Origin of the sequence: Mycobacterium sp. E2479 (genome assembly GCF_001667925.1) — a bacterium.
GTDB lineage: Bacteria > Actinomycetota > Actinomycetes > Mycobacteriales > Mycobacteriaceae > Mycobacterium.
Genome location: NZ_LZJR01000088.1, coordinates 1 through 26,977 on the forward strand (window position 1 = coordinate 1; position 26,977 = coordinate 26,977).

The window sequence follows — 26,977 nt, forward strand, 5'->3', positions numbered from 1 at the left end:
CACCGCGCTGTCAGGCTCGGGGCCGGCGTATTTCTTCTTGCTGGTCGAGGCTTTGATCGACGCGGGCGTCGCCGCGGGCCTGAGCCGCGAGGTGGCCGCCGACCTGACTGCGCAGACCATGGCGGGCTCGGCGGCCATGCTGCTCGAGCGCACGGACGCCGATCGGCGGCTGGGCGAGGCCGAGGCGCCGGTACCGCGGGCCGATGCCGCGGCGACGCCCGCGTCGATCAAAGCCTCGACCAGCAAGAAGAAATACGCCGGCCCCGAGCCTGACAGCGCGGTGACGGCGTCCATCTGGCCTTCCGGAACGCTCAGGACGCCACCGACGGAGTCGAACAGGGCCGAGACGCCTTCGAGCTGCGGCGCCGTGACGAACCTGCCCTTGGCCAGCGCCGTGACCCCGGCGCCGACCAGGGCCGCCGCGTTCGGCATCGCCCGCACGACCGGGGTGCCGGCCGGAAGCTTCGACTCGAGGTAGGAGATGGTGATCCCCGCCGCGACCGTGACGAAGACCTGCTCGGCGGTATCGCTCTCGGCGGCGGCGGCCGCGCGGGCAAGGTCCGCCATCACCGGCTCGACGTCGGCGGGCTTGACCGCGACCACGACGAATGAGGCGTTCTCCACCGCGTCGGATACCGAGCTGATCAGCACGGAATAGGTGTCGGCCAGGTACTTGGCGCGCTCGGGAACCCGTTCGACCACCACCAGGTCCTTGACCTGCCGGCCCGCCCGCAGCAGACCCGACAGCAGAGCCTCCCCGATGCTGCCGCCACCGATGATCGCGATTCTTGCCATGCCGGACAGCATCGCAGACACCGCGCGCTAGCGAGCGGCAGGGACCAATGCCAACTGGCGGGCCTGCACCACCAGGCGGCCGAGGCTGTCGACGACGGTGTGGTCCTCGTCGAACCAGTCCTGCCCGATCTCGGTGCAGGTCGCGATGATGCGCAGCCAGCCGTCGGCCGGTAGGCCGCGCAGAAAGGCCGTGAGCTGGATCGTGGGCGCCCAGCCGGTGCGGTCTACGGCGAAGGTCACCGGCGCCGACAGATCGCCGCACATGAGCGCAAACAGGGCGTCCGGGGCCACGCCACGGGGGCGCGCCCACATCTGGATCACCGGCGGCCGCCCGTCGCCGCGGGGCGCCATCGTGGCCAGCACCGGCCGCACGTCGCAGCCCTCCCCCAGGTGCACGAGGCCGGCCAGCGGATGCCCGGGCCCGATCGGCTCGACGTCGTCGGGAGGCTCGGGCGCCATCAAGTCGGCCACCGGGTTGGCGGACAGCAGCGGCGCGGCTACCCCTTCCGAGCCGTCCGGATGCCAATGCTCGGGCTCGCCCAGGTTGACCACGGCGTGCACGGCGGTGCGGTCGCCCTGGTTGAGTTCCACGTCGACGACGCTGATCCGGCGGCCCCGCTTGCGAATCGAGGTCACCAGCTGCACGTGACCGGGGTCGGGCGCCCACAGGAAGCTCGCCGACACCGCGACCGGCTGCTGGACCGATGCGAGCCCGCCGGAGTGCCCGGCGCACGCGATGCGGGCGGCGTTGGCGCACAGCGCCAGCATCGCGCCGCCGTGCACTTTGGCACCGATCGTCCAGCGCTTGTCGAGCTCGCCTTCAAAGACGCCCGAACCGACCTCCCGCAATGTCATTGCGGTGGTGAATAAGGCACTCATGTTGTCTGGGTTTCTCCTGGCTTGGTCAGCGCAGCAGGTGCGCGCGGGCAAACTGCAGCGATTCGGCGAGCATGGCCTCGCGCTCGTTGGCGGAACGCGCGCTGGACGTCGACACCTCCAGGATTACGTGCCCGGCGAAATGGCTGCCGGCCAGCATCTGGCACACCTCGGCGGTGGGTTGGGTGCCGCGCCCGGGCACCAGATGCTCGTCGGCGGGCAGACCGTTGCCGTCGCATAGGTGCAGATGCACCAGCCCCGCCCCCATCCGCCGGGCCATGTCCAGCGAGTCGGTGCCCGCGGTCGCGGTGTGCGAGAGGTCCAGCGTGTAGTGCGCGTGGTTGCCGTCGAGCGGGTCGTAGGAGGGCGCGAACGCCGAGATCGCCGGGCCGGGCCCGCCACCGCGCCTGCGCATCCGTTCCAGTGACTGGCCCGCCCCGAAGAGCCGGTCCGCGCGGAAGGGAAACATGTTCTCCACGGCGATCATCACGTCGCTCGACGCTTCCAGCGCCGCCACCTGCTCGCTGAAACCCTCGGCGTAGCGCCGCTGCCAGCGAAACGGCGGATGCACGACGACGGTCTGTGCGCCCAGCTGTTCGGCGGCGCGCACGCTGCGATCCAGCTTGGGTACCGGGTTGGCACCCCACACCCGCTGGGAGATGAGCAGGCAGGGCGCGTGTACGGACAACACCGGGACGCGGTAGTGCCGCGACAGCTTCTTGACGGCGGCGACATCCTGACTGACCGACTCGGCCCACACCATCAGCTCGACGCCGTCGTAACCGAGCCGGGCCGCGTACTCGAAGGCGGCCTCGGCCCGCAACGGGTACACCGAAGCCGTGGAGAGGCCGACTTTGATGGCTGGGCGCACTGTCTACGGTGCCGCTAGCCCGATTGCAGCGACAGCGCCAAGGGCCCCAGGGTGATCAGCGCACCCACCGCGACCGCGATCAACGTGCTGGCAATGTCCTCGGTTTTGCGAACCACCCGGACCCCGGCGACCAAGCCGAGGATGACCAGCACCGATAGCACCAGCGCCACCAGGCTGTTCCAGCGCCAAAGCTGGTCGAAGGCCACGAACAACCCGCCGCCGAAGGCGACGGCCAGCATCGACTGCAGGACGACGAGGCCGCCGCGCCACACCGCGTCGAATCTGCCCTCCTCGACGTAGGCATCCGGGTCTGTGTCCGCGTGCCCGTCCTCGAGATCGAGGTGCTCGTCCTCCCCGAGCACTGCGGCGGGTAGCGGTCCGGATCCGTCCTCGTCATCGTCGAAATCCCCAGACCGCAGAAAGGACCGGACGTACGCGGAGTCCTCCAGCGCCGGTTCGGCCTCGCGCACGTCGGAGTCCATGACGTCCACTGGCGCGTCGGCGTAGTGATCCATCGGGTCGAAGGTCATGTCCTCGGCCCCGGAGCCCGGTTCCCCGGTGCCCGAGCCGGACGAGCCGACCGGGCCGGCCTCGGGCAACGGCCGCGGATATTCGCTGCGTTCGGGCGCTGACGTCCGCTCGGGCTGCGGCGGCGACTTGGGCCAGCGCGGCTCCGGCTCGGACCAGTAGGGCGCGTTGGATTCGTCTCCGGCGGGTTCAGGCAGGGCGGGTTCGACAGCGTCGATTGTGTCGGTGGCTTGGTTGGCGTCGTATCCGGGTTCGTCGTCGTCGCCGATCGCCGGGAGGTCACCGGTCAGTTCGGCGACGGTCACCGCGTCGTTGTCGCCGCGCCGGCGCCGGCGCCGCCGGGTGACGGCCGGGGCACCGATGGTTCCGTTTTTTGCCAGCAGTTCGGCAACCGAGATTGGCCGAGTGCCGGAGTCCTCGGCCTCGGAGTGCGGTCCGGTCATGGTTTGTCGCCTCTCGATCGGTTCTGATTCCGATCAACTACCTGACCTCCAGCATTGCGCACCGAAGGCTCCATGAGGGCCGATCCGTCGGCTTCGCTGTCGAGTTTGCGCAAGATGAGACCTTCCCGTAACGCCCACGGGCAAATATCCACCGATTCGATTGACAGCGCTCGCATGCTTGCCTCCGCCACCAGAGCACCCGCAACGATCTGCGGTGCCCGCTCGGCGCTCACTCCTTCCAGTTCTGCCCGGTCAGCGGTCGTCATCCTAGAGATGAAAGATATGAGTTGCCTGAGGCCGTTTGCTGTCAGCGTCCTCTTGACCCGCGGTCCGGCACCCGAGGGCGCCGCGCCGGTGAGCCGCGCCAGCGAGCGGAAAGTCTTCGATGTCGCGACCGCCAGGTCCGGACTACCCGCGTCGAGGATCTTCACGCTGGTTTCGGAGAGCTCGGCGTCCAGCCAATCCCGCAGCATCGCCACCCGCCGCCGGCCGGGCGGATCGTCGGGCAGCCACTCGCGGGTCAGCCGTCCCGCGCCCAACGGCAGTGACAACGCGACGTCGGGCTCCTCGTCCACGCCGCTGGACATCTCCAGCGAGCCGCCGCCGATGTCGAGGTTGATGATGCGGCCCGCGCTCCACCCGTACCACCGGCGCACCGCGAGGAAGGTCAGCCGCGACTCGTCGACCCCGGTCAGGACGCGCAACTCGACGCCGGTTTCCTTGCGCACCCGAGCCAGGACATCGTCGGAGTTGCCGGCGTCCCGGACCGCGGATGTGGCGAAGGCCATCAGCTCCGCGCAGCCCGAACTGTCGGCGATCTTGGCGAACTCGTCGATCGTGGAGATCAGCTTGTCCGCACCGCGTTTGGTGATCTTGCCGGCGCTGTCGGTGGCCTCGGCAAGACGCAGAGTGGCTTTCGTCGAACTCATCGGCGTCGGATGGCCGCCCCGGTGGGCATCCACCACCAGCAGATGCACCGTGTTGCTGCCCACGTCGAGAACGCCCAATCGCACGTAAACAACCTAACGAAGCCACCGGGACGGTGGTTTGCGCGACCCGGTCAATCCGCCTTGACCGCGGCCACCCGGGCCGCGAGTGTCAGCGGCTCGGATGGGCCGAATCGTGGTCTAACGTGGATTGCGTGGGGAATTCGCACCCGGAACCGGGACAAGAGGTCGAGCTGGATTTCGCCCGCGAATGGGTGGAGTTCTACGACCCCGACAACCCCGAGCACCTGATCGCGGCGGACCTGACCTGGCTGCTCTCCCGGTGGACATGTGTGTTCGGCACTCCGGCCTGCCGCGGGACGGTGGCGGGGCGCCCCGACGACGGGTGTTGTTCGCACGGCGCGTTCCTGTCCGACGACGACGACCGCGCCCGCCTCGATGACGCGGTGAAAAAGCTGACCAATGCCGACTGGCAGTTCCGCGAAAAAGGGTTGGGCCGCAAGGGATATCTGGAACTCGACGAGCATGACGGCCAGCCGCAGTACCGTACCCGCAAGCACAAGGACGCGTGCATTTTCCTGAACCGGCCGGGTTTTGCGGGCGGTGTGGGCTGCGCGCTGCACAGCAAGGCCCTCAAGCTGGGCGTGCCGCCGCTGACCATGAAGCCCGATGTCTGCTGGCAGCTGCCGATCCGGCGCAGCCAGGAGTGGGTGACCCGGCCCGACGGCACCGAGATCCTCAAGACCTGGGTCACCGAATACGACCGCCGCGGTTGGGGTTCCGGTGGCGCCGACCTGCACTGGTATTGCAGCGGCGATCCGGCAGCCCATGTCGGCGCCAAGCAGGTGTGGGAAAGCCTGGCCGACGAACTCACCGAACTGCTGGGCGCGAAGGCCTATGCTGAGTTGGCCGCAATGTGCAAGCGCCGCAGCAAGTTAGGGCTCATTGCGGTGCATCCGGCGACGCGTCTCGCCGAGTAGCATCGGTCTTGTTGTAGGACAACACCATTCGCTGCCCGCTGGCGCACAGGTATGCCTCGACCGCTGCGGCGGCTCCCTCCTCGTCGCCGGCCAGCACGGCCTCGGTAATCGTCTCCAGACCGGCCATCACGGGGGCGGCGTCGTCGTAAGCCGCGGTGAGCTCGTGTTCCCGGCCGCCGAGGGCGTGCTCGACCCAGCGATACAGCAGCGCCAGTGCGCGGTTGCGACTGTGGTGGATGAGCACCCGGAAAAAGGCGAGGTCGGCGGCCTGAAGCGCCGCCGGGCCGTCGGCCTCCCGGACCGCCGCGAATGCCCCGCGCAGGGCCTCGGCACTTTGGGGGGTGATCCGACGCGCGGCTGAGCGGCCGATCAACGGCCCCAGCGCCGCCCGGATCTCGAACAACTCCACCAGAAACTCGGGGCCCAGCTTGCGGACCAGCGCCTCGACCACGGCGGGGTGGGTGAGCCCCTGCGGGTCCGCGACCACGTTGCCGCTGCCGTGCCGCGCATCGATCAGTCCCATCTGTTGCAACCGGGCCAAACCCTGCCGCAGCGACGTGCGGTTGACACCGAGCTGCTCGGCCAGTTCCCGCTCGGGCGGCAGGGCCGAGCCCGGCGGGAAGGCGCCCTCGAGGATCGCGTCGGCGATCGACGCGGCGATCTGTTCGTCGACGCGTTGGCGATCGGGCGGACGCAGCGGACTTGACTGGTTCATTGGCTCAACCATTATAGTGGACGAACCCACGGAAGGTGAGCAATGGACGGCGAAACGCAATCGGCCGCGAATCCGCGCTGGCGCGGCAAGGCCGGCCGCCTGGAAGTCTGGTACGCCACCCTGTCCGATCCGGCGACCCGGGCCGGGCTCTGGGTGCACTGCGAGACGGTGGCCCCGGTGACCGAGGCAAACGGCGCCTATGCACACGGCTGGGCCACCTGGTTCGCGGCCGACGCCGCGCCCCGCACCGAGCGATTCGGTCCCGCGCCCGCCTCGCCCGCGACCGGTCCTTGGTGGTTCGACGCCGATGGCGTGCGGATGGGCGACAAACAGCTCAGCGGGCGCGCCGGATCACTCGCCTGGGACCTGGCCTGGACGGATCCCGGCGCGCCGCTCTGGACGTTCCCCCGCGCCGCCTGGGACCGCGAACTGCTGCCGGGCGCCCAGGTCGTCATCGCCCCGACCGCCGACTTCACCGGCTCGCTGACCGTCGCCGACTCCAGGATCCGGATCGACGGCTGGCGCGGCGGCGTCGCCCACATCTACGGGCACGGCAACGCCAAGCGCTGGGGCTGGGTCCACGCCGACCTCGGCCATGGCGACGTTGTCGAGGCGGTCACCGCCGTCTCGCACAAGCCGGGCCTGAACAGGCTGGCCCCGATGGCGTTCGTTCGGTTTCGCATCGACGGAAAAGATTGGCCCGCAAGCCCTTTAACAAAGCATCTGCCGTCGCTGCGAATGCGGACGACGCTGGGCTTGCAGCACTGGCAGCTGGAGGGACGCATCGACGGTCGCCGCGTGCTCATCCGGATCGACCAGCCGCCGGACCGCTGCGTGAGCCTGGGCTACACCGACCCCGACGGCGGCAACGCGGTGTGCACGAACACCGAACAGGCCGACGTGCACGTCGAGATCGACGACCGGCACTGGTCGGTGCTCGGCACCGGGCATGCCGAGGTGGGCCTGCGCGGCCGCGCGGCACCCGAGATCAACGAAAGGATCCCGACATGAGCTTCCTACTCGACCCGCCGCTGCTGGTGGCCAGCGGCGCGCTCATCGAGCGGCACGTGCCGTCGGACCGGCGAGACGTCGCCGAGGCCGCGGTTCTGGGCATCTTCTTCGGCGGGTCGTTCGGCCTCTACAACAACGTGCCCGGGCTCGGCCTGCTGTGGCGGCCGTTCCGCGCCCGCAATGGGCGCGACTTCATGTGGAACAGCGGGGTTTTCGGGGTCGACACCGCAAAGGGCGGTTGGCCCATGCACGCGGCGGCGGCCGGCATCTTCGCGACCTATCCGTTCTTCATCAAGATCGGCCGCCGGTTCGGATTCCTGGTATGAGCCGTGCGGCCGAGCGGGCAACCGCGTCGTTCGGCACCGCGCTGCTGCCCGAGGAACACGGCGGCCCGCCGGCGGATCAGCTGGCGGCGCGCATCGAACGCTACCTCGCCCAGCTACCTGCGACATCCAGGTTGGGAGTGCGTGCCGGATTCGCATCAGTAAGCGCCGCAAGCCTTCTCACCACCGGGCGGTCACTGTCGCGGCTGCGCCCCGGCGGCCGAGATCGGGTGCTGCGCCGAGTGGCTTCGCTGAGCCCGGAGGCCGCAGCGGCGCTCGAGGCGCTCAAGGCCATCGTGTTGCTCGCAAACGGTGCCGACACCTATGCGTCCGAACTCTTCGCCCGAGCCGGCGAGCATGACGCGGCGCGCCCCGATGCGGATCTGACCATCACCTCCTCGGCCGATTGCCCGTCCGTCGTCTCAGCCGACGCGGTGGTCGTCGGCTCGGGCGCCGGCGGCGCGATGGCGGCCCGAACCCTGGCGCGGGCGGGTCTGGACACCGTCGTGCTCGAGGAGGGACGCCGCTGGACGGTCGGGGAATTCCGCACCACGCACCCGATCGACCGTTACGCCGGGCTGTACCGCGGGGGCGGAGCCACCGTCGCGCTGGGACGCCCGTCGGTGGTGCTGCCGATCGGCCGCGCCGTCGGCGGCACCACGGTGGTGAACTCGGGCACCTGCTACCGGCCGCCGCCGGACGTGCAGCGGCGCTGGCGCGACGAGTTCGGGCTTGCCCTGGCCGACCACGACCGGCTGACGAACCACCTCGACGAAGTCGAACGCACGCTGCGGGTCGCGCCGGTGCCGTTGGACGTCATGGGACGCAACGGTCGGCTGCTGCTCGAGGCCGCCACGGAGCTGGGCTGGCAAGCGGCGCCGATCCCGCGCAACGCCCCCGGCTGCGAGGGCTGTTGCCAGTGCGCGATCGGCTGCCCACGCAACGCCAAGTTCGGTGTCCACCTCAACGCGCTACCGCAGGCCTGCGCGGCGGGTGCCCGGATCGTCTCGCACGCCCGGGTGGAACGGGTGCTGCACCGGCACGGGCGCGCCCATGGGGTGCGCGCGCGCCGTCCGGATGGCACCGCGGTGGACATCCTGGCCGACACGGTCATCGTGGCGGCCGGCGCCACAGAAACGCCAGGGCTGTTGCGGCGCAGCGGATTTGGCGCCCACCCGCGGCTCGGTCGCAATCTGGCGCTGCATCCCGCGACGGTGCTCGCCGGGCGCTTCGACTCCGACGTCGTCGCCTGGCACGGCGTGCTGCAGAGCGCCGCGGTTCACGAGCTGCACAAATCTCACGGCGTGCTCATCGAAGCCACGTCCACCCCGCCCGGTATGGGCTCGATGGTGTTTCCGGGCTACGGCGCCGAGCTGCTCGGCTGGCTGGAGCGCGCGCCGCAGGTCGCCACGTTCGGCGCCATGGTGGCCGACCGCGGCGTCGGCTCGGTGTCATCGGTTCGCGGCGAGACGGTGGTGCGCTACCCGATCGACAGGGGCGACGCCGCCAAGCTCGTGACGGCGATGGAGGCCATGGGGCGGCTACTGTTCGCCGCCGGTGCCGTGGAGGTCCTCACCGGCCTGCCACATGCCAAAACGGTCACCTCGCTGCCCGCATTGCAGGATTCGTTGCGTCGCACCGACCCCAGAAGCCTGCACGTCGCGGCGTTTCATCCGACCGGCACCGTGGCGGCGGGCGCCGACGAGCAGTTGTGTCCGGTCGACGCGACGGGGCGGCTGCGTGGCGTGCGCGGTGTGTGGGTGGCCGACGCGTCGATTCTGCCCAGTTGCCCGGAAGTGAATCCTCAGCTGTCGATCATGGCGCTGGCGCTGGGGGTGGCCGACGAGGTGATCAGCGCCCGCTGAGCGTGCGTACCGGGCGCACATTCAACGCGGACTAGCCTTCGAGCTTGTAGCCCAGCCCGCGCACCGTCACCAGGTGGACCGGGTTGGCCGGGTCCGCCTCGATCTTGGACCGCAGGCGCTTGACGTGGACGTCGAGTGTCTTGGTGTCGCCGACGTAGTCGGCGCCCCACACCCGGTCGATCAACTGTCCGCGGGTCAGCACCCGACCGCTGTTGCGCATCAGATACTCGAGAAGGTCAAATTCCTTGAGCGGCAAGGTGATCGTGTCGCCGTTGACCGAAACGACGTGGCGCTCGACATCCATTCGCACCGGACCGGATTCGAGCACGCCATCGCTGATCTCGGAATCGTCGTCACCGCCACGGCGCAACACCGCGCGGATCCGCGCGATCAACTCACGCGCGGAATACGGCTTGGTCACATAGTCGTCGGCGCCGAGTTCGAGACCAACCACCTTGTCGATCTCGCTGTCCCTGGCGGTCACCATGATCACCGGGACGCTGGAACGCGCACGCAGCTGCTTGCACACGTCGGTGCCGGACATTCCGGGCAGCATCAGGTCAAGCAGCACGATGTCGGCGCCGGCGCGATCGAATTCGGCCAGCGCGGCCGAACCGTCCGTCACCACCGTGGCGTCGAAACCCTCCTTGCGGAGCAGGAACGCCAACGGATCGGCCAGCGACTCCTCGTCCTCCACGATCAGCACACTGGTCATCTTCGCGATTCCTCCTCATCGCTACGTCCCCCTCGCCGCTGCGCGGCTGGGGGTACCCCCACTGCATCGTCATACGAGCGGATCATCGACTTAGTTCTTCCTCTCGCTGTGAGCGGTTGGGTCGCGCATCGCGGCCCTGCGATTGCTCGGATTCGCCGTCGCCTTGATGAGACGCGACGGCCGCCGGAATGGAAAGGGTGAATGTCGATCCGGTCCCGGGCTTGCTCCACACGCCGATGCTGCCGTTGTGATTGGCCGCGACGTGCTTGACGATGGCCAGACCCAACCCGCTGCCACCGGTGGCGCGGGAGCGGGCCTTGTCCCCCCGGAAGAACCGCTCGAAAACCCGCTCCTGGTCTTCCAGGGCTATTCCGATGCCGCGGTCGGTCACGGCGATCTCGATGCTGTCGCCGCGGCGGCGGCGGCTGATCGACACCGGCGATCCCGGCGGCGAATAGGCGATGGCGTTGGATACCAGGTTGGCCAGGGCGGTCACCAGCAAAGTTTCGTCGCCCAACACGCGCAGACCGCTCGGCGCGTCCGTGCGGACCTCGATATCGGCGTTGTCGGCCCCCACCTTATGGCGCGAAATTGCTTCTCCCACAACCTTGTCGACGTCGACCTCGACGACGGTGGGCAGCCGTTCGGCTCCCTGTAGCCGGGACAGTTCGATCAGCTCGGCGACCATGTCCCCCAGCCGATTGGCTTCGACGAGCACCTTCTCGGCGAACCGCCGCACGGTTTCGGAGTCGTCGGCCGAGGCGAGCAGGGCTTCTGCGAGCAGCGCCATGGCACCCACCGGGGTCTTGAGCTCGTGGCTGACGTTGGCCACGAAGTCGCGCCTGGTCGCTTCCATTCGCGCGAAGTCGGACTGGTCGTGAGCGAAGACCACGGCGAACCGGCGGTCTTCTTCGCTGAGCAACCGGGCCTGCCCGTGCACCGAGAGCCCGGAGCGGCCGCCCGCCCGCTTCGCGGGCCGCAGGTCGAATTCGACGTCGACGCCGGTCAGCGCCTGTTGGGCCGCTTCCCAGGCCTGGTCATCGAGCTGACGGTCGCGCACCAGGCCCAGCTCCTTGGCCCGGTCATTGAGGTAGACGACGTCGCGATGCGCGTCCACCACCGCAGCGCCCAGCGGCATCAGCGCCACGATGCGTTGCAGCATCTGCGCGACGGTGATTCCGGTCCATTCGCTGCCGACCCGCTGGCGGCGCTGAACCGCCCGCGGTGACAGCCGGGTCCCGACCAGCACACCTGCGGCCAGCGCCAGCGCGGACACAACCCCGGCCAGCAACAGCGCCGAGAACACAGTCACATAGCAAATCCTACAAATCTTCCTGAACGCTGCCCTAGCGCAACGAGGCCAAAATCGGACAAGTCACACCTTGCGCAACAGGTGTTCGGCTCCCGTTCACGCGATGTTTGGCTGAACGGCCGTTATCTCGCGAAACGACACGGGCACGCCGGCGTCAGCCGCGCCCCTGGCTGGCAACCGCAGCGGCGCCGGCGGCGGCCGCCTCCGGGTCGAGATAGGTGCCGCCGGGCACCACCGGGCGCAGGTGAGCGTCCAGGTCGTAGCGCAGCGGGATGCCGGTCGGGATGTTCAACTCGGCGATCTCGTCGTCGGACACCTGATCGAGGTGCTTGACCAGGGCCCGCAGCGAGTTCCCATGCGCCACGATCAGCACCGTCTTGCCGCTGCGCAGGGCCGGGATGATGACGTCGGTGAAATACGGCAGGAAGCGCACGACCACGTCGGCCAGGCACTCGGTGAGCGGGCCTCCGCCGATGTCGGCGTACCGGGGATCGGTGTCCTGGCTGTAGGTACTGCCCTTCTCGATGGGTGGGGGCGGTGTGTCATAGCTGCGCCGCCAGGCCATGAACTGTTCGTCGCCGTAGCGGGCCTTGGTCTCGGCCTTGTCCAGCCCCTGCAGCGCCCCGTAATGGCGTTCGTTGAGCCGCCAGCTGCGCCGCACCGGAATCCACAGCCGGTCGGCGGCGTCCAGCGCCAGGTGCGCGGTGGAGATGGCGCGGCGCAGCAGCGAGGTGTAGAGGATGTCAGGCAACAAGTCGTTTTCGATCAGCAGCTCACCGCTGCGCACGGCCTCGGCACGGCCCTTTTCGGTGAGGCCGACGTCGACCCAACCGGTGAAGAGGTTGCGCGAGTTCCATTCGCTTTCGCCGTGGCGAAGCAGTACCAGCGTGGCGGTTTCACCCATGCCGGTTAGTCTCTCACGCACTCATTCAGCGGTCGTCAGTGTCGTCATCGTCGTCGTCGATCAGGTGCGCGAAGGCCTCGAGGTTCTTCAGCGACTCGCCGCGCGACACCCGCCAGTCCCACTCCTTCTGGATGGACGAACGAAAACCCAATTCCAGCAACGTATTGAAGTCCGAATCCACCGCTTCGAGCACTTGCCCGAGCACTCGGTCGAGCTCGTCGGCGTCCACCGAGGCCAGCGACATCCGGCCCACCAGATAGATGTCGCCGACCTTGTCCAGCGTGTAGGCCACGCCGTACAGGCGCCGGTTGCGCTTGAGCAGGAAGCGGTAGACGCCTTCGTGGTTCTCGTCGGGCTTGCGGCACACGAACGCCTCGACCCGCACAGAGTGCTCGCCGACGCTCAGGATGGTGTTGGTCTTGAGCTTGCGCTCGCCGGGAAGCTCGACCACCACCCCCGACAAACCACCGTGGGCGCCACCATGTTTCGAGTAGTTCAGGCCACTGGCCTGCAGGGCATCCTCGATCACCCGCTCGACGGTGGAGGTCACGCGCCCACGCCCCGGCGCTCGGCGGTGTATTCGCGAATCGCGCGCCGATAGCTGGCCAACAGCGCGTCGGTGGTGTGGTCCCAGGAGAACGTGGCGGCATGCGCGGTGGCCGCGCGGCCCATCGCGTCGGCTTGCGGCGCGGGCAATCGCAGCAGCCGACCCAGGGCATCGGCCCACTGCTCGACATCGTGCCCGGCCACCAGCGTGCCGGTCACCCCGTCCCGCACGGCCACCGGCAGCCCACCGACCGCGGCCGCGGCCACGGGCGTCCCACACGCCTGCGCCTCGAGGGCGACCAGACCGAACGACTCCGAATAGCTGGGCACCGCAACCAGATCGGCCGCCTGGAACAGGGTGGCCAGATTGGGGCGCGACTGCGGGGGCAGGAACGTCACGCGCCCGGTGATACCGAGTGCGTCGGCCAGCCGGGCCAATCCGTCCGGGGACGCCAGGCCGCTACCCGAGGGGCCGCCGGCCACGACGATGCGCACGCCGGGCAGCTTCGCGGCGGCGCGCAACACGATGTCGGGCGCCTTCAGTGGCTGGATGCGGCCGACGAACGCGACGATGTCCTCATCGAGCGGAAGCCCCAGCGCGGCGCGGGCCGCCCTGCGGTCGCCGGGACGGAACACGTCGAGATCCACCCCCGGATGGACGACGTCGATTCTCGCCGCGTCGGCGTGGTGGATCGAGATCAGTTGCTTGGCTTCGTCGTCGGTGTTGACGATCAACCGGTCCGCCTCGTCGACGACCTGCTGCTCGCCCACCGTACGCAGCGGCGGTTCGGGAGAATCCCCCTTTGCCAGCGCCGCGTTCTTGACCGCGGCGAGCGTGTGCGCGGTGTGCACCAGCGGCACGGCCCAGCGATCGCGCGCCAGCCAGCCGACCTGCCCGGACAGCCAGTAGTGCGAGTGCACGATGTCGTAATAGCCGGGCTCGTGCGAAGCCTCGGCCCGCAGCACCGCGGCCGCGAACGCGCACAGCTGGGTGGGCAGGTCGTATTTGTTGAGGCCCTCGAACGGGCCCGCCACGACATTGCGGACCAGCACCCCGGGCGCCACCCGCGCTACCGGCGGGTCGGTGGAAGCGGTCGCGCGCGTGAAGATCTCCACCTCGATGCCCCGCCGCGCCAGGTGCAGCGCGGTCTGCAGCACGTAGACGTTCATGCCGCCCGCGTCGCCGGTGCCGGGCTGGGCCAGTGGTGAGGTGTGAACCGCCAGCACTGCGACCCGGCGCGGTTCATTCAGCCGGAAGACGTCATCGTGGCGCACCCTGTCATCTTTACAGGATGGTTCACCGGCCAGCCCAAGCGCGCTGGACACGGTGCCGTGTCAGGCGGATGACTCGTCGCGGGTGACGTCGTGCGCCCGGGTGTCCAGCGCCCCCGCGCGGCGCATCGCGCCCAGGGGATCGGCATACAGCCCGGACAGCGAGACGGTTCCGGCGCCGGCCTCCTGCACCCGGTTGCCGAAGGCGGTGAGGCGGATGTCGCGCGGCCCCAGCACGGAGCGTTCGACGAACGCCGCCTCGACCTGCTCCATCGCCTCCGGGTACTCGGTGAAGGCCTGGCCGCCGACCACCAGCTCGTCGGGGTTGAGCATGTCGCGCAGCAATGCCACCGCCTCACCGAGCACGCGGCCCCGCTCGGCGAGCAGCTCCTTGGCCTGCTCGTTGCCGGCTCGCGCCACGCGCAACAGATCGGAGATGCCGGCGGCGGATCCGTTGGCGCGATTCGCCGGGGCGAAGGGCAGGATGCGCAGCTGACGTGCGACGGCGACGACGGCCTCGTCGCTGACGGTGGACTCCAGTTGGCCGGTGCCGCCGAGCAGCTCCGAGTGGGCCGGCAGGGTTGCGATGGTGCCCGGCCCGCTGGCCGGGACGTGTACCCGACCACCGATCACCAGCGCATAGCCCACCGTCTCGCGGGCGTAGACGTACAAGCTGGTCGGCGAGTTGGGCATGAATCTCCGCATGCCCAGCAGCAGCTCGGCGCCGGCCATGGCATCGACGTGCGAGGCCACCGAGACCGGCAGGCCCAACGCGTCGGCCAGCACTTGTCCGACCGGCGCCTGCCGCCAGCCCAGGCGCGGGTGATCCACCTGGCCGGTGGCGCCGTCGACGGTGCCACCGATGGCGACCCCCACCCACAAGGGGCGCCGGCGATGCCAGCGCCGCAGGTAGCGGCGGGCGCTGTCGGCGAGCGTCGCCAGGGCGGGTCCGCCCGGGCTGCGCGGCGTCGGGGTCTCGACGGTGTCGAGGGTGCGGCCGAACAGGTCGGTGGCCACGATGCTGGTGGTTCGTGCACCGATGTGGATGCCGAGCGCCACGAACGGCTCGTGGTTGACCTCGACCGGCACGCGCGGGCGGCCGATCGCGCCGGAGACGGCCAGGTCGGCGCGTTCGCGCAGCAGGCCTGCCTCCAGCAGTGCGATGACCTGGCGGTTGACGGTGGCGATGCTTAGCGAGGTGACGCCTGCGATGACGTCACGGCCGACGGGGCCACGCAGCCGGACAGCCCGGAACACCGAGGCCGTCGCCGAGTCGGGGATGTTCAGCGCCGGCGGCACGATCTGGCGGCGCACCGAGCGGTGTCCCTTTTGGCCAGGCAGGTGCCCAACGGCACGGCCGGGCGAATGATGGGTATGGGTGAGGGTATTGGTGCGCACGAGCGTCCTTTTGTCCGAATTTTGCTGGCCGTCTTGGCCACACCTGGCTTGGGTCAGGAGCGGCAAAGTGCGCAGCAACAACACGCACCCGCCGCGCAAAGACACGCGGTGGTCGTGGTGTTGGACAGGGCGCTGAGAAGCACACGCAAAATCTAGCACGTTCATTAAGGTTGTTTCGATGGTTAAAACTGGCAGGAATACACGTGTCGCGGTCATCACCGGTGCCAGCTCGGGAATCGGCGCAGCAACCGCCCGCAACCTCGCTGCGCAGGGCTTTCACGTCGTCGCAGTGGCGCGCCGGGCGAACCGGATTGAGGCCCTGGCCAGTGAAATCGGCGGTACCGCCATTGTGGCCGATGTCACAGATCAGGCGGCGGTCGAAACATTGGCGAGCAAATTGGATCGTGTCGACGTGCTGGTCAACAACGCCGGCGGTGCCCGGGGGCTGGCGCCGGTCGAAGATGCCGACCTCGCACACTGGCAGTGGATGTGGGAGACCAACGTGATCGGCACGCTGCGGGTCACCCGAGCGTTGTTGCCCAAGCTGATCGACTCCGGCGACGGGCTGATCGTCACCGTCACTTCGGTTGCGGCACTTGAGGTTTACGACGGCGGCGCCGGATACACGGCGGCCAAACACGCCCAGGGAGCGCTGCATCGCACGCTGCGCGGCGAACTACTGGGCAAGCCGGTGCGGCTCACCGAGATCGCCCCGGGGGCGGTCGAGACGGAATTCTCGTTGGTCCGCTTCGACGGCGACCAAGACCGCGCGGACGCCGTCTACACGGGCATCACGCCGCTGGTGGCCGACGACGTGGCCGAGGTGATCGGGTTCGTCGCGTCGCGCCCGCCGCACGTGAATCTGGACTTGATCGTGATGAAGCCGCGCGACCAGGCCACTACCTCCCGGTTCAACCGCCTGGGGTAGCCGGGCCCGTGCTGGCGGGTGTCGTCGACGTGGTCGGGGTGCCCGACAGGGTCGGCGCGTTGGACGGCGTGACCGGCGCGGTGACCGGAATCTGTGTGGACGGCGGGTGCGCGGTCGCCGGCGGCAGCGCGGACATGGCCACCCAGGTGTCCCAGTCCACGGCCCAGTCCCAGATGTCGCCGTCGGAGTAGGACAGCTGGATCGAGCTGCCGGTCACCTCGACCGGGTCCCCGTACATCGCCGACTGGAAGTACTGCTCGGCGTCGCCCGTCGACAAGTTGATGCAGCCGTTGGTGACATTGGTGTTTCCCTGGGCGCCGGCGCTCGCCGGGTTGGCGTGGATGAACTCGCCGTTGTTGGAGATGCGGACCGCCCAGCGTTCGTGCACGTGGCTGTAGCCGGCGGCCGGGTTGGACATGTAGAAGTCGGCGTATTTCTCGCTGACCACGTGGATGCCGTTGCGGGTGACGTTGCGCGCCTTGTCGGCCTCGCCGTAGCTGCACGGGAAGTCCATGATGACGCCCTCGTCGCGGATCACCTGGATGCGGTGCGAGGAGACCTCTGCCTTGACCACCTGCCGGCGGCCGATCTGGATGTTCAGGGAGATGTCCTCGGCACCGTAGGCGCTGTCGCCGAACGGCAGGCCGTAGAGCTTGGCCTCGACGTTCACCGTGGTGCCCGCCGGGTAGTACTCGCGGGTGCGCCAGTGCGCCCGGGCACCGGCCGCCTCGTCGGGCAACCAGGCCCAGCTGCCCTCGACCGGCGGGTTGGTCGTGACGGACAGCGCCCTTTCGACGGCGGCCTTGTCGGTGATCGGCGCGTCGAACTGGATGATTATCGGCGCCGCGACCCCGACGGTCTGGCCGTCGGCGAGCTGGAATGCCCCGCTGATCTTCTTGCTGGGCGACACCGTGGTGAACTTGCCCGCCACCGGGACCGCCTTGCCGTCGTGCCCGACGGCCGCGCCGCTCCACGTATAGGTCTGGTCATAGCCCAGCGGCTCGGTGGTCGTGTAGACGGTGCGGTCTTGATTGAAGGCGCCCGCGACGGCCTTGCCCGCCGAGTTCGACAGGGTGACGTGCTGGAACCAGCCGTCATTGACCTCAACGCTGACCGGGGCGATCGGCACCACATTCTCGGTCGCATTGGCGGGCTGGTATTTGAGCTGCGGCGCCGGCTGTTGTTTCTTCTCGGCCTGGTTCGCGGTCGTGCCCCCGCACGCGGCCAACACGTTGGGGGCCAGCACACCCAATCCCAGGGTCGCCAATGCCGCACGCCGGTTGAACGGCCGCGGGGCGCTGGACGGGGTCACGAAAGTCAAAGATACCGGGGAAAAACGGGCCGTCCGGCCACCACAAATCGGGGCCGGGCGCGCGCCGGCGAATTCTGCGGCTACAACCTGCAGCCGAGCAGTACGGGTTCGGGGACCAGTGTGATGCCAAACACAGCGCGGACGCCGTCGCGGACGGTGCGCGCCAGCCTGATCACGTCGTCGGAATCCGCGCCGCCGCGATTCGTCAGTGCCAGCGCGTGCTTGGTGGACAACCGGCAGGGCGCCTCGAGGCCCCCCGCGCCCGGCTGCGGATACCCCTTGCCGAAGCCCGCCCGCTCCACCAACCAGCCGGCGGCGAGCTTGATCCCGCCGGGCGCCGGGTAGTTCGGGACCGGCCCGTCGGCGGTTGCGGCCAGCCGTGCGTAGACGTCCGCGGGGACCACCGGGTTGGTGAAGAACGAGCCCACGCTCCAGGTGTCGTGGTCGGCGGCGTCGAGCACCATGCCCTTACGCGCCCGCAGGGCGAGCACGGCGTCGCGAACGGTTTGGGGGTCGGCACGCTCGCCGCCGGCAACGTTCAATGCGGCGGCCAGCTCGCCGTAGCGTAACGGGGCGCTGCGCCCGGATGCGTCCAGCGCAAACTCCACTTCCAATACGACAGAAGGGGTTTCGAGTCCGTCGTCGCCGCCGCGTTTGAAGGCGCTGGTGCGGTAGCCGAAACCCAGCTCGCCGGCCGGCACCCAGCGCACCTTGCCGCTGCCGCGATCGAGCACCCGGACTTGGGTGATGGTGTCGGAGACTTCGGCGCCGTACGCTCCGACGTTCTGCACCGGGGTGGCCCCGGCCGACCCGGGGATGCCGGACAGGCACTCCAGGCCGCCGAGGCCGTGCCCGATGGCGGTCACGACGACGTCGTCCCATACCGCGCCCGCTTCGGCGCGGACCATGTTGCCCTCGACGGTGATGCCGCCATTGGCCAGCCGCACCGCGGTCAGGTCGGTCAGGGCGTCGGAGATCACCAGGTTGGAGCCGCCGGCGAAGACCAGCACCGAGTCACGTTGCCCGCCAAGCGTTTCGGCGTCCAGGGCCCGCAATGTGGCGATCACCTGTTCGGTGGTGGTGCAGGTGATCAGGCGGCGCGCGGTCGGTCCGACGCGCAGCGTTGTCAGCGGCGCCAGTGGCGCCGCGTCGACCACCGCGGCACCGGCGAACTCCGAATCGGCTCCGCTGGATTTCATGGCCCGTAACGGTAGCCTGACCTGCTATGCCGCGTTCCTTCGACTTGTCGGCCGACTACGACGGCAGCGTTGACGAGGTACATCGGGCCTTCACCGACGTGAATTACTGGCGGGCCAGGCTGACGGCGTCCGGCGCCGATGTCACCACGCTGGAGTCGATGCGGGTCGGCGGTGGGTCCGGTGACGAGGACACCGTCGAGGTCGTCACGCTGCAGGTGATCCGCAGCGCCAAACTACCCGGGATGGTTACGCAGCTGCACAGCGGTGACCTGCGGATCCGCCGCCAGGAGGCGTGGGGGCCGGTCACCGGCGGCGCCGCGACGGGCTCAGTCGTGGGATCCATCGTCGATGCGCCGGTGAACCTGGCCGGCACCGCCGTCCTGGAGCCCATCGAAGAGACCGGCGGCAGCCGGCTGACGTTCCGCGCCACGGTTCAGGTGCGCGTGCCGATCATCGGGGGCAAGCTGGAGAACTTCATCGGAAGCCGGCTGGCCGAACTGGTCGCCGCCGAACAACGCTTCACCACCGAGTGGATCGCCAAAACGGACTGAGGATTTCGACCGTCGCCGCGGCGGCGCGCATGGTCACCGGGCCTAAGCTGGCGCTCATGCGAATCGCCTTGGCGCAGATCCTCAGCGGCACCGACCCCCGGGCAAATTTGCAGCTGGTGGCCGATTACAGCCGCCAGGCCGCCGACGCGGGCGCGAAGCTGGTGGTGTTCCCGGAGGCGACCATGTGCCGGTTCGGCGTGCCGCTGGGCCCGGTCGCCGAGCCGGTCGACGGGCCATGGGCCGACGGGGTGCGCCGCATCGCCGCCGATTCCGGCATCACCGTCGTCGCAGGGATGTTCACCCCGTCGGGCGACGGGCGGGTGAGGAACACATTGATCGCGGCCGGTCCGCGCGGTTCGAAGTCGGACGCCCACTATGACAAGATCCACCTCTACGACGCGTTCGGATTCACCGAATCGCGCACGGTCGCGCCGGGACACGATCCGGTGGTGATCACCGTCGACGGCGTCCGGGTGGGACTGACCGTTTGCTATGACATTCGTTTCCCCGCGCTCTACACCGAGTTGGCCCGCCGCGGCGCCGAGGTGATCGCGGTCTGCGCGTCCTGGGGTGCGGGTCCCGGCAAACTCGACCAGTGGACGCTGCTGGCTCGCGCCCGCGCACTCGATTCGATGAGCTACGTCGCGGCCGTGGGTCAGGCGGATCCCGGTGACGCTGACCCGTCCGGGTCGGGCGCACCGACCGGCGTCGGGGGCAGCCTCATCGTCTCGCCGCTGGGCGAAGTCGTCGCGTCGGCCGGGTCCCCTCCGCAGCTACTGGTTGCCGATATCGACGTCGACAGGGTGGCCGAGGCCCGCAGGAGTATCGCGGTCCTGCGCAACTACGCGGACTTTACTCAGGTTGATAGGGCAGAATCAGTCGGGTGACGAACCCACAAGGACCCCCGAACCAGGACCCGTCGAAGTGGGCCCGTCCCTCCAACCAGGGACCCTTCGGCCAACCGCCCACGGAGCGGCCGACCGAGCGGCTGAGCACCGGCGGGCCGGGTCACGTACCCCCGCCGCCGCCCGCACACGGTCCCCCGCCGGGGCGGACCGAGCGATTCGGGACGCCGCAGCCGAACATGCAGCAGCCCGGCTACCCGCCGCCACCCACCCCGCCCGCCGGTCCGACGGAGCGCCTGACCACTCCCCCCGGCGAGGACGCGGCGTCCGGGAAAAAGAAGCGCCGCTTCGGCCGTGACCCGGTCTCGATCCTGCTGATCTTCGTCATCGTGATCGCGCTGATCATCGCCGCGCTCATCGGGGCCGAGCTGTACGTGCGCCACGTCGCGAACAACAAGATCGCCCAGGCGGTGGCGTGCGAGGTCAAAGACCAGGCCACGGCGTCCTTCGGGGTGACGCCCCTGATGCTGTGGCAAGTGGCGACGAAGCACTACACCAACATCTCGGTGGAGACCGCCGGCAACAACCTCCGCGACGCCAAGGGCATGAAGCTGTCGGTCAACGTCAACGACGTCCGGCTCCAGGACAGCGGCAACTCGAAGGGCACCATCGGTTCGCTAGACGCCACCATTACCTGGACCAGCGACGGCATCAAGCAGTCGGTGCAGGACGCCGTCCCGGTCCTGGGTCCGTTCGTCACCAACACCGTCACCACGCATCCCGCCGACGGGACCATCGAGTTGAAGGGCATGTTGGACAACATCACGGCCAAGCCGGTCGTGTCGGGCAACGGGTTGCAGCTGCAGATCGTCAGTTTCAACGCGCTCGGTTTCACCATGCCCAGGGAATCCGTGCAGTCGACGCTGGACGAGTTCACCTCCAACCAGACCAAGAACTACCCGTTGGGTATCCACGCCGACAGCGTGCAGGTCACCGACACGGGCGTGACGAGCCACTTCTCGACGAAGAACGCCAGCATTCCGAACGGCAACGACAACGACCCCTGCTTCGCCAACCTCTGACGGCGAGCGACCTAGCTGAGCCTGTCGAGGCCGTCGAGCACTGCCCGGGTGCCCGAGAGCCCCAGGCGGGTGGCGCCGGCATCGAGCATCGCGAGCGCGTCCGGGGCCGTGCGGATGCCGCCGCTAGCCTTCACCCCGAGGCGGTCACCGACCGACTCGGCCATCAGGGCAACCGCGCGTGCGCACGCACCGCCGGCCGGATGAAATCCGGTTGACGTCTTTACGAAGTCGGCGCCGGCGTCTTCGGCGGCGCGGCATACCTGCAACACGGTGGCCTCGCCCGCAAGCGCCAGTAGCGCCGCCGACTCCACGATCACCTTGAGCACGGTGCCGCCGATGGCGCTGCGCACGGCATGGATATCGGAACGCACCGCGTCGATGTCGCCGGCCAGCGCCGCGCCGACATCGATGACCATGTCGACCTCGCAGGCACCGGACGCGACGGCCAGGGCCGCTTCATGCGCCTTCACCGCCGGCAGGTGCTTGCCGGACGGAAACCCCGCCACGCTGGCCACCCGCACGCCGGTGCCGGCTCGCACCGCGACGGGAACCATCAAGGGCGAGACACACACCGCGTAGACGCCCAGCTCAGCCGCCTCGGCGACGAGGGCCGCGACGTCGGCGTCGGTCGCCTCGGGTTTGAGCAGGGTGTGGTCGACCAACGCCGCCAGCTGCGCGCGACTCGGGTGGGTTGCCATCAGAAGGATTCTTCCGGACCGCCGGGATTGCAGCCGGCGCCGACCATCTCAGTGTCGTCGACGACCGGTCGCCACGGCTCCAGGTTCCAGCTGACCTTGCCAGGCTGGGCGAGTTCGGCGAACTGCCAGTGACACAGGAACTGCGCGCGCATGCCGGCGGTGTCGGCGTCCGGAGACAAGGCGATCACCTCGGCCCAGGCCTCGTCGGCCGGCGCCGCGGTCGCGGGAAGGCGCGAGGCGGTTCGGCCGGCCGGCGACGGGAAGACCCGCAGGCTAGGTCGGCCCTGCCACTGCGCCCACTGGGTGTGGTCGATGTAGGGCGGGGCGGGCGGATCCGCCGCGCCGCTGCCCGGGTCGGGCGCGGCAACGGCGTGCGGTGTCGAACAGGACAAGGCGACGAGCACCGCGACCGGCGCCGCCAGCACCACCCTCATTCCGCTAGCGCGACTTACCTTGAATCTCAAGCAGTTTGGGCCGAACATCGACCAGATACACACCGGCCGCACAGGCCGCGATCGCCATACCTAGCACGCCGAAAACGAAACTCAAGATGGAACACAGCGCGACGGCCCCGCCCAGGATCAGCAACCACACCGGTTTGGTCAGCTTCTCGGCGGCGGTATAGGCGTCGGGTCGTTGCAGCGCGGCGTGCACGAAAGCATAGATCGCCGTCACTAAAACGGCGATCTGCAGGATCAACATGACGGTTCCCACGAGGTGGTTCACGCCTTAAGGGTATGCGGGCACCCGCCAAAACGTCGACTCCGAGTCACCCGAAGGCGACTCGGAGCCGAACGTCGTGCGAGTGGCGTGCCCTACTTCTGGGTGACCTTCTTGGCCGGAGCCTTCTTGGCCGGAGCCTTCTTGGCCGGAGCCTTCTTGGCCGGAGCCTTCTTGGCGACGGCCTTCTGGGCCTTCTTGGTGGTCGCTTCGGTCTTGCCCGGCAGCTCGATGCCAACCAGCTTGGCGGCGCGCTCGCCGACCGCGCGGGTCTGCGAGGCGACGGTGCCGAGAGCTTCCTGAGTCAGCTCGACGGCCTGGTCGACGTAGCCCTCGGCGCGCGCGGAGGCGTCCTCGAACGCAGTCTGGTTACGCAGCCGCTGCAGGGCCGCCTCCCCGCGCTCCACGAGCTCGTTGTAGCGGGTGGTCGCGGCCTCCAGGTAGCCCTCGGCCGCCCTGCGCAGCTCCTCGGTGGTGAACTTGTCGCGCAGCTCGGTGAACTGATCGGGCAGGTCCTCCTGGAGTTTGGTCAAGCGGGCGCGACGCTCTTCGACCCGGGTGCGGGTCTCGACGCGGGTCTCTTCGGCGCGCTCACGCAGGCCGGCGATCAGGTCGTTGACGGTGGCCAGGGCCAGGTCGGCCGCGCCCAACGCCGCGAGCAGCGGGGCCCGCAGGTCCTCGATGTTGGTGTTTTCCGCCATGGTCTTTCCTTTCATGATGTGTCTTCGGTATCGACGTTATTCGGTGTTTTTAGCTGTCTGGTCGAGAAGTTAGGTGCAAACGTCTCCTTCGCAACTGGGACCGCCAGTGCCGGGGCGGGTCGTCCAGCAATTCGGCTGGAACCGATAAGTCCCCCCTTTCGGGTAACCCCGACGGCCGGTCGTCTATACATCACCAATTCGCGACCGCGATCTAATTAGCCCGCTCTCCGGCGCAAACCCCCAGTTCAGATGGGTTTACAGCGCCGGTCAAGTGGACCGATCATTCGCTGTCGGATTCGGTCGAACACTCCTCTTGGATCGATTCGTTTTGTTGGGTGAACGATGAGTAGATGTCGAGCAGGATTTGCTTTTGCCGCTCGGTGATCGCGGTGTCAGTGACGATCGCGTCCCGCACCTGACTTTTGTCACTGGGTTCGAGAATCCCGGCGCGCACATAGAGAACCTCGGCGGAGACCCGGAGGGCCTTCGCGATCTGGTTCAGGACGTCGGCGGAGGGCTTACGCAACCCGCGCTCCACCTGGCTCAGATATGGATTGCTGACCCCGGACTTCTCGGCGAGTTGACGCACCGACACCTGCGCGAGTTCGCGCTGGCTACGGATGAAACTCCCGATGTCAGAGGCCATGTCGGAGGCAGCGTTGGACACCTTGGCGGAGAGCTTCTCCTCGGGTGTCATGGCGTGCTCCGGGTCGGTCGGCTGATCTTGACGCGCCCAGACTACTACAAGTGCTTGCTATTGCAAGCACTTGTTAGCACCGCTAGAAAATCGCTAGATCAACAACTGCGCGACCGCATAGATCACCAAACCCGCCAGCGAGCCGACCACGGTCCCGTTGATCCGGATAAATTGCAGGTCACGGCCCACGTGCAGTTCGATGCGCCGGCTGGCCTCCTCGGCGTCCCAACGCTCGATCGTGTCGGTGATGATCGCTGTGATCTCCACCCCATACTGCGAGACCAGGTGCTGGGCTGCCCGGACCAACCAGTTGTCGACCTTATCCCGCAGGTCGGCATCGTCGCGCAGCGATTCCCCGATGCGGACCACGGTGTCGGCGATGCGGGTGCGCAGCGCACTGGACGGGTCATCCACTCCCTCGAGCACCAGCCGTTTCAGTGTCTTCCACGCCGTCGCCGCGGCGTTGGCGATCTCGTCGCGCGCCATCAGCTGCTCCTTGATCGCGTCGGCGCGCGCGATGGTGTCCGGGTCGTGCTGCAGGTCCTCGGCGAAATCGAACAGGAAGCGGGTGGCCGACCGGCGCAATTCGTGGTCCGGATTGCGGCGCACCTTGTCGGTGAAGTCCATCAGTTCGCGGTGGATGCGGTCGCCGACCAGGTGGTCGACGAAGCGAGGCGACCAGGTCGGCGAGTCACGCTCGACCACCCGTTGAATGACCTCGCCGGCCCTCAGCGACCACTGAAAGGCCCGGTCGGCAAGCAATTGGATCAGCGCTTCCTGCCGGTGCTCGGCCAGCAGGGTGGCCAGCACTCGACCGACCGGCGGGCCCCACTGCGGTTCGGCGATCCGGCGCACGATCATCCGGTCGATCACCTGCTGAACGTCTTCGTCGCGCAGAAGTTCGACCAGCACCCGCAGCACCGTGGCGGTCTCGCTCGCCACCCGCTCTGCGTGGACGGCCTCCGACAGCCACTTGCCGAGCCTGCCGGATACCTGGGCGTCGCGCAGCTTGGTCTCCACGACCTCGGGCGACAAGAAGTTTTCCCGGACGAACGTGCCCAGACCCTCGCCAAGCTGGTCTTTCTTGCGTTTGATGATCGCGGTGTGCGGGATGGGAATGCCCAGCGGGTGCCTGAAGAGCGCGGTCACGGCGAACCAGTCCGCCAGCGCGCCCACCATGCCGGCCTCGGCGGCGGCGCCGACGTATCCGACCCAGCCCCCCAGGCCGGCATGCGCCTGGGCCCACCGGCAGGCGAGGAACACGACGGTGGCACCGATCAGAAAGCTCAGTGCCACCATCTTCATCCGGCGCAACGCCAGTCGGCGCTGCGCGTCGGCTTCGGGATCCGCGCCGGCGAAGGATTCGGCAAACGACGCGCGATGGGGGGTCTGCGCGGCCGGCGGCGTCGTCGAATCGGGCCTCGCCCCCCGCGTGCCCGACGCTTCGCCTCTCACCGAGGCTCGATGTGCCACCACTACATCATCTATCTTTCCCGCCGATTGGTGTGACGACACTGTTTGCGACGTCTCACCCGCGCCCGGCCAGGCCAAGAAAGCGACCCCTCACGCCGTAAGATCATGGACGTCCAGGGAATGGGAAATAGGCGGACTGTGGCAGAGCAAATCACAGCTGTGAGCGTCAAGATGGATGGGCGCAAGCGGCGCTGGCACCAACACAAAGTGGACCGTCGTAACGAGTTGGTCGACGGCACGATCGACGCGATTCGCCGGCTGGGTGGCGCGCTGAGCATGGATGAGATCGCCGCGGAGATCGGGGTCTCAAAGACGGTGCTGTACCGGTATTTCGTCGACAAGAACGACCTGACCACCGCCGTGATGATGCGGTTCACTCAGACCACCCTGATTCCCAACATGGCGGGGGCGCTGACGTCTGGCCTCGACGGCTTCGACCTGACCCGCGAGGTTATCCGCGTGTACGTCGAGACCGTCGCCAACGAGCCCGAGCCGTACCGGTTCGTGATGTCCAACAGCTCGGCCAGCAAGAGCAAGGTCATTGCCGATTCGGAGCGCATCATCGCGCGCATGCTCGCCGTACTGATGCGCCGCCGCATGCAACACGCCGGGATGGACACCGGTGGCGTGGAGCCGTGGGCGTATCTGATCGTCGGCGGCGTGCAGCTGGCCACCCACTCGTGGATGTCGTACCCGCGAATGAGTCGCGATGAGTTGATCGACTACCTGACCATGCTGAGCTGGAACGCGCTCAAAGGAATCGTCGAGGTCGGCGGATCGCTGGAGAAATTCCGCGACGAACCCCATCCGTCACCGATCGTGCCGCCCCGAGAAAGTGAGTTCGGATCCTGACCGCGGCGTCCGCACCCGCTGCGCCTTTGGGACTCCACAGTTCCGTGTGAGGCGAGGCACGCGACTTGGACGGCGACCGGGACCGCCGCAGGTACTAACATGCAGGAGAGCATTGGGGGATTAACGGGGGTCATCGTTGGCTGCCTGCCCTCGGTCCCCCGCATATAGGAAGGCTCGTATCGGCATGTCTGTGCAGCTCACGCCGCATTTTGGAAATGTGCAAGCTCATTACGACTTGTCCGACGACTTCTTCCGACTGTTCCTGGATCCCACCCAGACCTACAGCTGCGCGTACTTCGAGCGTGAGGACATGACCCTCGAGGAGGCGCAGATCGCGAAGATCGATCTGGCGCTGGGAAAGCTGAACCTCGAGCCTGGGATGACGCTGCTCGACATCGGTTGCGGCTGGGGCGGCGCG

Annotated in this window: 28 protein-coding genes and 3 pseudogenes; 11 read left to right on the forward strand and 20 right to left on the reverse strand. The window is 68.5% G+C overall.

Annotated elements, in window-relative coordinates:
- Positions 1 to 148 (forward strand): annotated as a pseudogene (locus tag A5686_RS28425) (pyrroline-5-carboxylate reductase family protein); the annotation flags it as partial.
- Positions 149 to 209: 61 nt separating this feature from the next.
- Here the strand turns inward: A5686_RS28425 and proC are convergent.
- From proC to A5686_RS13530, 5 genes and pseudogenes are all read right to left on the reverse strand, one after another.
- A pseudogene (gene proC, locus A5686_RS13510) lies at positions 210 to 795 on the reverse strand (pyrroline-5-carboxylate reductase); the annotation flags it as partial.
- 27 nt (positions 796 to 822) lie between these two features.
- Positions 823 to 1,674, reverse strand: coding sequence for a thioesterase family protein (locus tag A5686_RS13515; RefSeq protein WP_067934867.1), 852 nt, complete (start codon positions 1,672 to 1,674; stop codon positions 823 to 825).
- Between the two features lie 25 nt (positions 1,675 to 1,699).
- Entirely contained in the window at positions 1,700 to 2,542 is an 843-nt protein-coding gene (locus A5686_RS13520) for a sugar phosphate isomerase/epimerase (protein ID WP_067934868.1), read from the reverse strand.
- 14 nt (positions 2,543 to 2,556) lie between these two features.
- Positions 2,557 to 3,513, reverse strand: a complete 957-nt coding sequence (locus A5686_RS13525) for a hypothetical protein (RefSeq protein ID WP_067934870.1) — start codon at positions 3,511 to 3,513, stop codon at positions 2,557 to 2,559.
- A complete protein-coding gene (locus A5686_RS13530; RefSeq protein ID WP_067934872.1) occupies positions 3,510 to 4,526 on the reverse strand; it encodes a Ppx/GppA phosphatase family protein in 1,017 nt (338 codons plus the stop codon). The genes A5686_RS13525 and A5686_RS13530 overlap by 4 nt, the downstream gene beginning before the upstream one ends.
- Positions 4,527 to 4,645: 119 nt before the next feature.
- Between A5686_RS13530 and A5686_RS13535 the strand changes: the two genes are divergently transcribed.
- Positions 4,646 to 5,440: a hypothetical protein gene (locus tag A5686_RS13535; protein WP_067934874.1), complete on the forward strand. Its 795-nt coding sequence runs from the start codon at positions 4,646 to 4,648 to the stop codon at positions 5,438 to 5,440.
- Here A5686_RS13535 and A5686_RS13540 read toward each other — a convergent pair.
- Positions 5,403 to 6,155 (reverse strand): FadR/GntR family transcriptional regulator, encoded by a 753-nt coding sequence (locus A5686_RS13540; protein ID WP_067934876.1) that lies wholly within the window; start codon positions 6,153 to 6,155, stop codon positions 5,403 to 5,405. The two genes, A5686_RS13535 and A5686_RS13540, sit on opposite strands and share 38 nt — an antisense overlap.
- Positions 6,156 to 6,197: 42 nt before the next feature.
- Here A5686_RS13540 and A5686_RS13545 point away from each other — a divergent pair, with 42 nt between their 5' ends.
- The 3 genes from A5686_RS13545 to A5686_RS13555 are packed head-to-tail and all read left to right on the forward strand — an operon-like array spanning position 6,198 to position 9,354.
- A complete protein-coding gene (locus tag A5686_RS13545) occupies positions 6,198 to 7,166 on the forward strand; it encodes a hypothetical protein (protein ID WP_067934878.1) in 969 nt (322 codons plus the stop codon).
- Entirely contained in the window at positions 7,163 to 7,492 is a 330-nt protein-coding gene (locus A5686_RS13550; protein ID WP_067934880.1) for a hypothetical protein, read from the forward strand. Before A5686_RS13545 ends, A5686_RS13550 begins: the two co-directional genes overlap by 4 nt.
- Positions 7,489 to 9,354 carry a GMC family oxidoreductase gene (locus A5686_RS13555; protein WP_067934882.1) on the forward strand — a complete coding sequence of 622 codons (1,866 nt, stop codon included), beginning with the start codon at positions 7,489 to 7,491 and terminating at the stop codon, positions 9,352 to 9,354. The genes A5686_RS13550 and A5686_RS13555 overlap by 4 nt, the downstream gene beginning before the upstream one ends.
- A 31-nt stretch (positions 9,355 to 9,385) precedes the next feature.
- Here the strand turns inward: A5686_RS13555 and regX are convergent, their stop codons facing one another.
- From regX to A5686_RS13585, 6 genes are all read right to left on the reverse strand, one after another.
- Positions 9,386 to 10,069 (reverse strand): two-component sensory transduction protein RegX, encoded by a 684-nt coding sequence (regX, locus tag A5686_RS13560; RefSeq protein ID WP_067934883.1) that lies wholly within the window; start codon positions 10,067 to 10,069, stop codon positions 9,386 to 9,388.
- Positions 10,070 to 10,151: 82 nt separating this feature from the next.
- Positions 10,152 to 11,381, reverse strand: coding sequence for a cell wall metabolism sensor histidine kinase WalK (locus A5686_RS13565; RefSeq protein WP_156750059.1), 1,230 nt, complete (start codon positions 11,379 to 11,381; stop codon positions 10,152 to 10,154).
- 154 nt (positions 11,382 to 11,535) lie between these two features.
- Positions 11,536 to 12,285 carry a phosphoglyceromutase gene (locus A5686_RS13570; protein WP_067934887.1) on the reverse strand — a complete coding sequence of 250 codons (750 nt, stop codon included), beginning with the start codon at positions 12,283 to 12,285 and terminating at the stop codon, positions 11,536 to 11,538.
- A 25-nt stretch (positions 12,286 to 12,310) separates the two neighbouring features.
- Entirely contained in the window at positions 12,311 to 12,835 is a 525-nt protein-coding gene (locus tag A5686_RS13575; RefSeq protein WP_067934889.1) for a YbjN domain-containing protein, read from the reverse strand.
- Positions 12,832 to 14,106, reverse strand: coding sequence for a D-inositol-3-phosphate glycosyltransferase (gene mshA / locus A5686_RS13580; protein WP_067934890.1), 1,275 nt, complete (start codon positions 14,104 to 14,106; stop codon positions 12,832 to 12,834). The genes A5686_RS13575 and mshA overlap by 4 nt, the downstream gene beginning before the upstream one ends.
- 60 nt (positions 14,107 to 14,166) lie before the next feature.
- On the reverse strand, positions 14,167 to 15,444 hold the full coding sequence (locus A5686_RS13585; protein WP_197520570.1) for an ROK family protein: 1,278 nt from the start codon (positions 15,442 to 15,444) through the stop codon (positions 14,167 to 14,169).
- A gap of 235 nt (positions 15,445 to 15,679) precedes the next feature.
- On the opposite strand from A5686_RS13585, the gene A5686_RS13590 reads away from it, so the two are divergent.
- A complete protein-coding gene (locus A5686_RS13590; RefSeq protein ID WP_067934892.1) occupies positions 15,680 to 16,429 on the forward strand; it encodes an SDR family oxidoreductase in 750 nt (249 codons plus the stop codon).
- On the opposite strand, the gene A5686_RS13595 is transcribed toward A5686_RS13590, so the two are convergent.
- Positions 16,413 to 17,789: an Ig-like domain-containing protein gene (locus A5686_RS13595; RefSeq protein ID WP_197520571.1), complete on the reverse strand. Its 1,377-nt coding sequence runs from the start codon at positions 17,787 to 17,789 to the stop codon at positions 16,413 to 16,415. The two genes, A5686_RS13590 and A5686_RS13595, sit on opposite strands and share 17 nt — an antisense overlap.
- A 32-nt stretch (positions 17,790 to 17,821) precedes the next feature.
- The gene (locus tag A5686_RS13600; protein ID WP_067934896.1) at positions 17,822 to 18,940 is read right to left on the reverse strand and encodes a UDP-N-acetylmuramate dehydrogenase; all 1,119 of its coding nucleotides are present in this window, start codon (positions 18,938 to 18,940) and stop codon (positions 17,822 to 17,824) included.
- Between the two features lie 26 nt (positions 18,941 to 18,966).
- Here A5686_RS13600 and A5686_RS13605 point away from each other — a divergent pair, with 26 nt between their 5' ends.
- From A5686_RS13605 to A5686_RS13615, 3 genes are read left to right on the forward strand one after another with little or no spacing between them, the layout of a single operon-like run.
- Positions 18,967 to 19,491, forward strand: a complete 525-nt coding sequence (locus A5686_RS13605; protein ID WP_067934898.1) for a DUF2505 domain-containing protein — start codon at positions 18,967 to 18,969, stop codon at positions 19,489 to 19,491.
- Positions 19,492 to 19,547: 56 nt separating this feature from the next.
- Complete coding sequence (locus tag A5686_RS13610) at positions 19,548 to 20,378, forward strand: carbon-nitrogen hydrolase family protein (protein ID WP_067934910.1); 831 nt, start codon at positions 19,548 to 19,550, stop codon at positions 20,376 to 20,378.
- Positions 20,375 to 21,418 (forward strand): DUF2993 domain-containing protein, encoded by a 1,044-nt coding sequence (locus tag A5686_RS13615; protein WP_067934900.1) that lies wholly within the window; start codon positions 20,375 to 20,377, stop codon positions 21,416 to 21,418. Before A5686_RS13610 ends, A5686_RS13615 begins: the two co-directional genes overlap by 4 nt.
- A gap of 11 nt (positions 21,419 to 21,429) precedes the next feature.
- Here the strand turns inward: A5686_RS13615 and deoC are convergent, their stop codons facing one another.
- The 6 genes from deoC to A5686_RS13645 all read right to left on the reverse strand — a co-directional run bounded on the left by deoC (position 21,430) and on the right by A5686_RS13645 (position 25,554).
- On the reverse strand, positions 21,430 to 22,116 hold the full coding sequence (gene deoC / locus A5686_RS13620) for a deoxyribose-phosphate aldolase (RefSeq protein ID WP_067934902.1): 687 nt from the start codon (positions 22,114 to 22,116) through the stop codon (positions 21,430 to 21,432).
- Complete coding sequence (locus A5686_RS13625) at positions 22,116 to 22,550, reverse strand: DUF2599 domain-containing protein (protein ID WP_067934903.1); 435 nt, start codon at positions 22,548 to 22,550, stop codon at positions 22,116 to 22,118. The genes deoC and A5686_RS13625 overlap by 1 nt, the downstream gene beginning before the upstream one ends.
- A gap of 4 nt (positions 22,551 to 22,554) precedes the next feature.
- Positions 22,555 to 22,842, reverse strand: coding sequence for a DUF2516 family protein (locus A5686_RS13630; RefSeq protein ID WP_067934905.1), 288 nt, complete (start codon positions 22,840 to 22,842; stop codon positions 22,555 to 22,557).
- An 89-nt stretch (positions 22,843 to 22,931) separates the two neighbouring features.
- Positions 22,932 to 23,537, reverse strand: a complete 606-nt coding sequence (gene hbhA, locus A5686_RS13635; RefSeq protein ID WP_067934912.1) for a heparin-binding hemagglutinin HbhA — start codon at positions 23,535 to 23,537, stop codon at positions 22,932 to 22,934.
- Positions 23,538 to 23,817: 280 nt separating this feature from the next.
- Positions 23,818 to 24,234 carry a helix-turn-helix domain-containing protein gene (locus tag A5686_RS13640; RefSeq protein WP_067934907.1) on the reverse strand — a complete coding sequence of 139 codons (417 nt, stop codon included), beginning with the start codon at positions 24,232 to 24,234 and terminating at the stop codon, positions 23,818 to 23,820.
- 93 nt (positions 24,235 to 24,327) lie between these two features.
- On the reverse strand, positions 24,328 to 25,554 hold the full coding sequence (locus A5686_RS13645) for a DUF445 domain-containing protein (protein WP_231986377.1): 1,227 nt from the start codon (positions 25,552 to 25,554) through the stop codon (positions 24,328 to 24,330).
- A 291-nt stretch (positions 25,555 to 25,845) separates the two neighbouring features.
- On the opposite strand from A5686_RS13645, the gene A5686_RS13650 reads away from it, so the two are divergent.
- Entirely contained in the window at positions 25,846 to 26,559 is a 714-nt protein-coding gene (locus A5686_RS13650) for a TetR/AcrR family transcriptional regulator (protein WP_067934909.1), read from the forward strand.
- A 184-nt stretch (positions 26,560 to 26,743) separates the two neighbouring features.
- Positions 26,744 to 26,977: pseudogene (gene pcaA, locus A5686_RS13655) on the forward strand (cyclopropane mycolic acid synthase PcaA); the annotation flags it as partial.

Bases quoted from the DNA above. Each gene is read 5' to 3' on its own strand.
- deoC (WP_067934902.1), bottom strand. From the start codon at position 22,116: ATGGCAACCCACCCGAGTCGCGCGCAGCTGGCGGCGTTGGTCGACCAC.
- A5686_RS13515 (WP_067934867.1), bottom strand. From the start codon at position 1,674: ATGAGTGCCTTATTCACCACCGCAATGACATTGCGGGAGGTCGGTTCG.
- A5686_RS13540 (WP_067934876.1), bottom strand. From the start codon at position 6,155: ATGAACCAGTCAAGTCCGCTGCGTCCGCCCGATCGCCAACGCGTCGAC.
- A5686_RS13525 (WP_067934870.1), bottom strand. From the start codon at position 3,513: ATGACCGGACCGCACTCCGAGGCCGAGGACTCCGGCACTCGGCCAATC.
- A5686_RS13545 (WP_067934878.1), top strand. From the start codon at position 6,198: ATGGACGGCGAAACGCAATCGGCCGCGAATCCGCGCTGGCGCGGCAAG.
- regX (WP_067934883.1), bottom strand. From the start codon at position 10,069: ATGACCAGTGTGCTGATCGTGGAGGACGAGGAGTCGCTGGCCGATCCG.
- A5686_RS13625 (WP_067934903.1), bottom strand. From the start codon at position 22,550: ATGAGGGTGGTGCTGGCGGCGCCGGTCGCGGTGCTCGTCGCCTTGTCC.
- A5686_RS13550 (WP_067934880.1), top strand. From the start codon at position 7,163: ATGAGCTTCCTACTCGACCCGCCGCTGCTGGTGGCCAGCGGCGCGCTC.
- A5686_RS13640 (WP_067934907.1), bottom strand. From the start codon at position 24,234: ATGACACCCGAGGAGAAGCTCTCCGCCAAGGTGTCCAACGCTGCCTCC.
- A5686_RS13590 (WP_067934892.1), top strand. From the start codon at position 15,680: ATGGTTAAAACTGGCAGGAATACACGTGTCGCGGTCATCACCGGTGCC.
- A5686_RS13570 (WP_067934887.1), bottom strand. From the start codon at position 12,285: ATGGGTGAAACCGCCACGCTGGTACTGCTTCGCCACGGCGAAAGCGAA.
- A5686_RS13605 (WP_067934898.1), top strand. From the start codon at position 18,967: ATGCCGCGTTCCTTCGACTTGTCGGCCGACTACGACGGCAGCGTTGAC.
- A5686_RS13555 (WP_067934882.1), top strand. From the start codon at position 7,489: ATGAGCCGTGCGGCCGAGCGGGCAACCGCGTCGTTCGGCACCGCGCTG.
- A5686_RS13600 (WP_067934896.1), bottom strand. From the start codon at position 18,940: ATGAAATCCAGCGGAGCCGATTCGGAGTTCGCCGGTGCCGCGGTGGTC.
- hbhA (WP_067934912.1), bottom strand. From the start codon at position 23,537: ATGGCGGAAAACACCAACATCGAGGACCTGCGGGCCCCGCTGCTCGCG.
- A5686_RS13610 (WP_067934910.1), top strand. From the start codon at position 19,548: ATGCGAATCGCCTTGGCGCAGATCCTCAGCGGCACCGACCCCCGGGCA.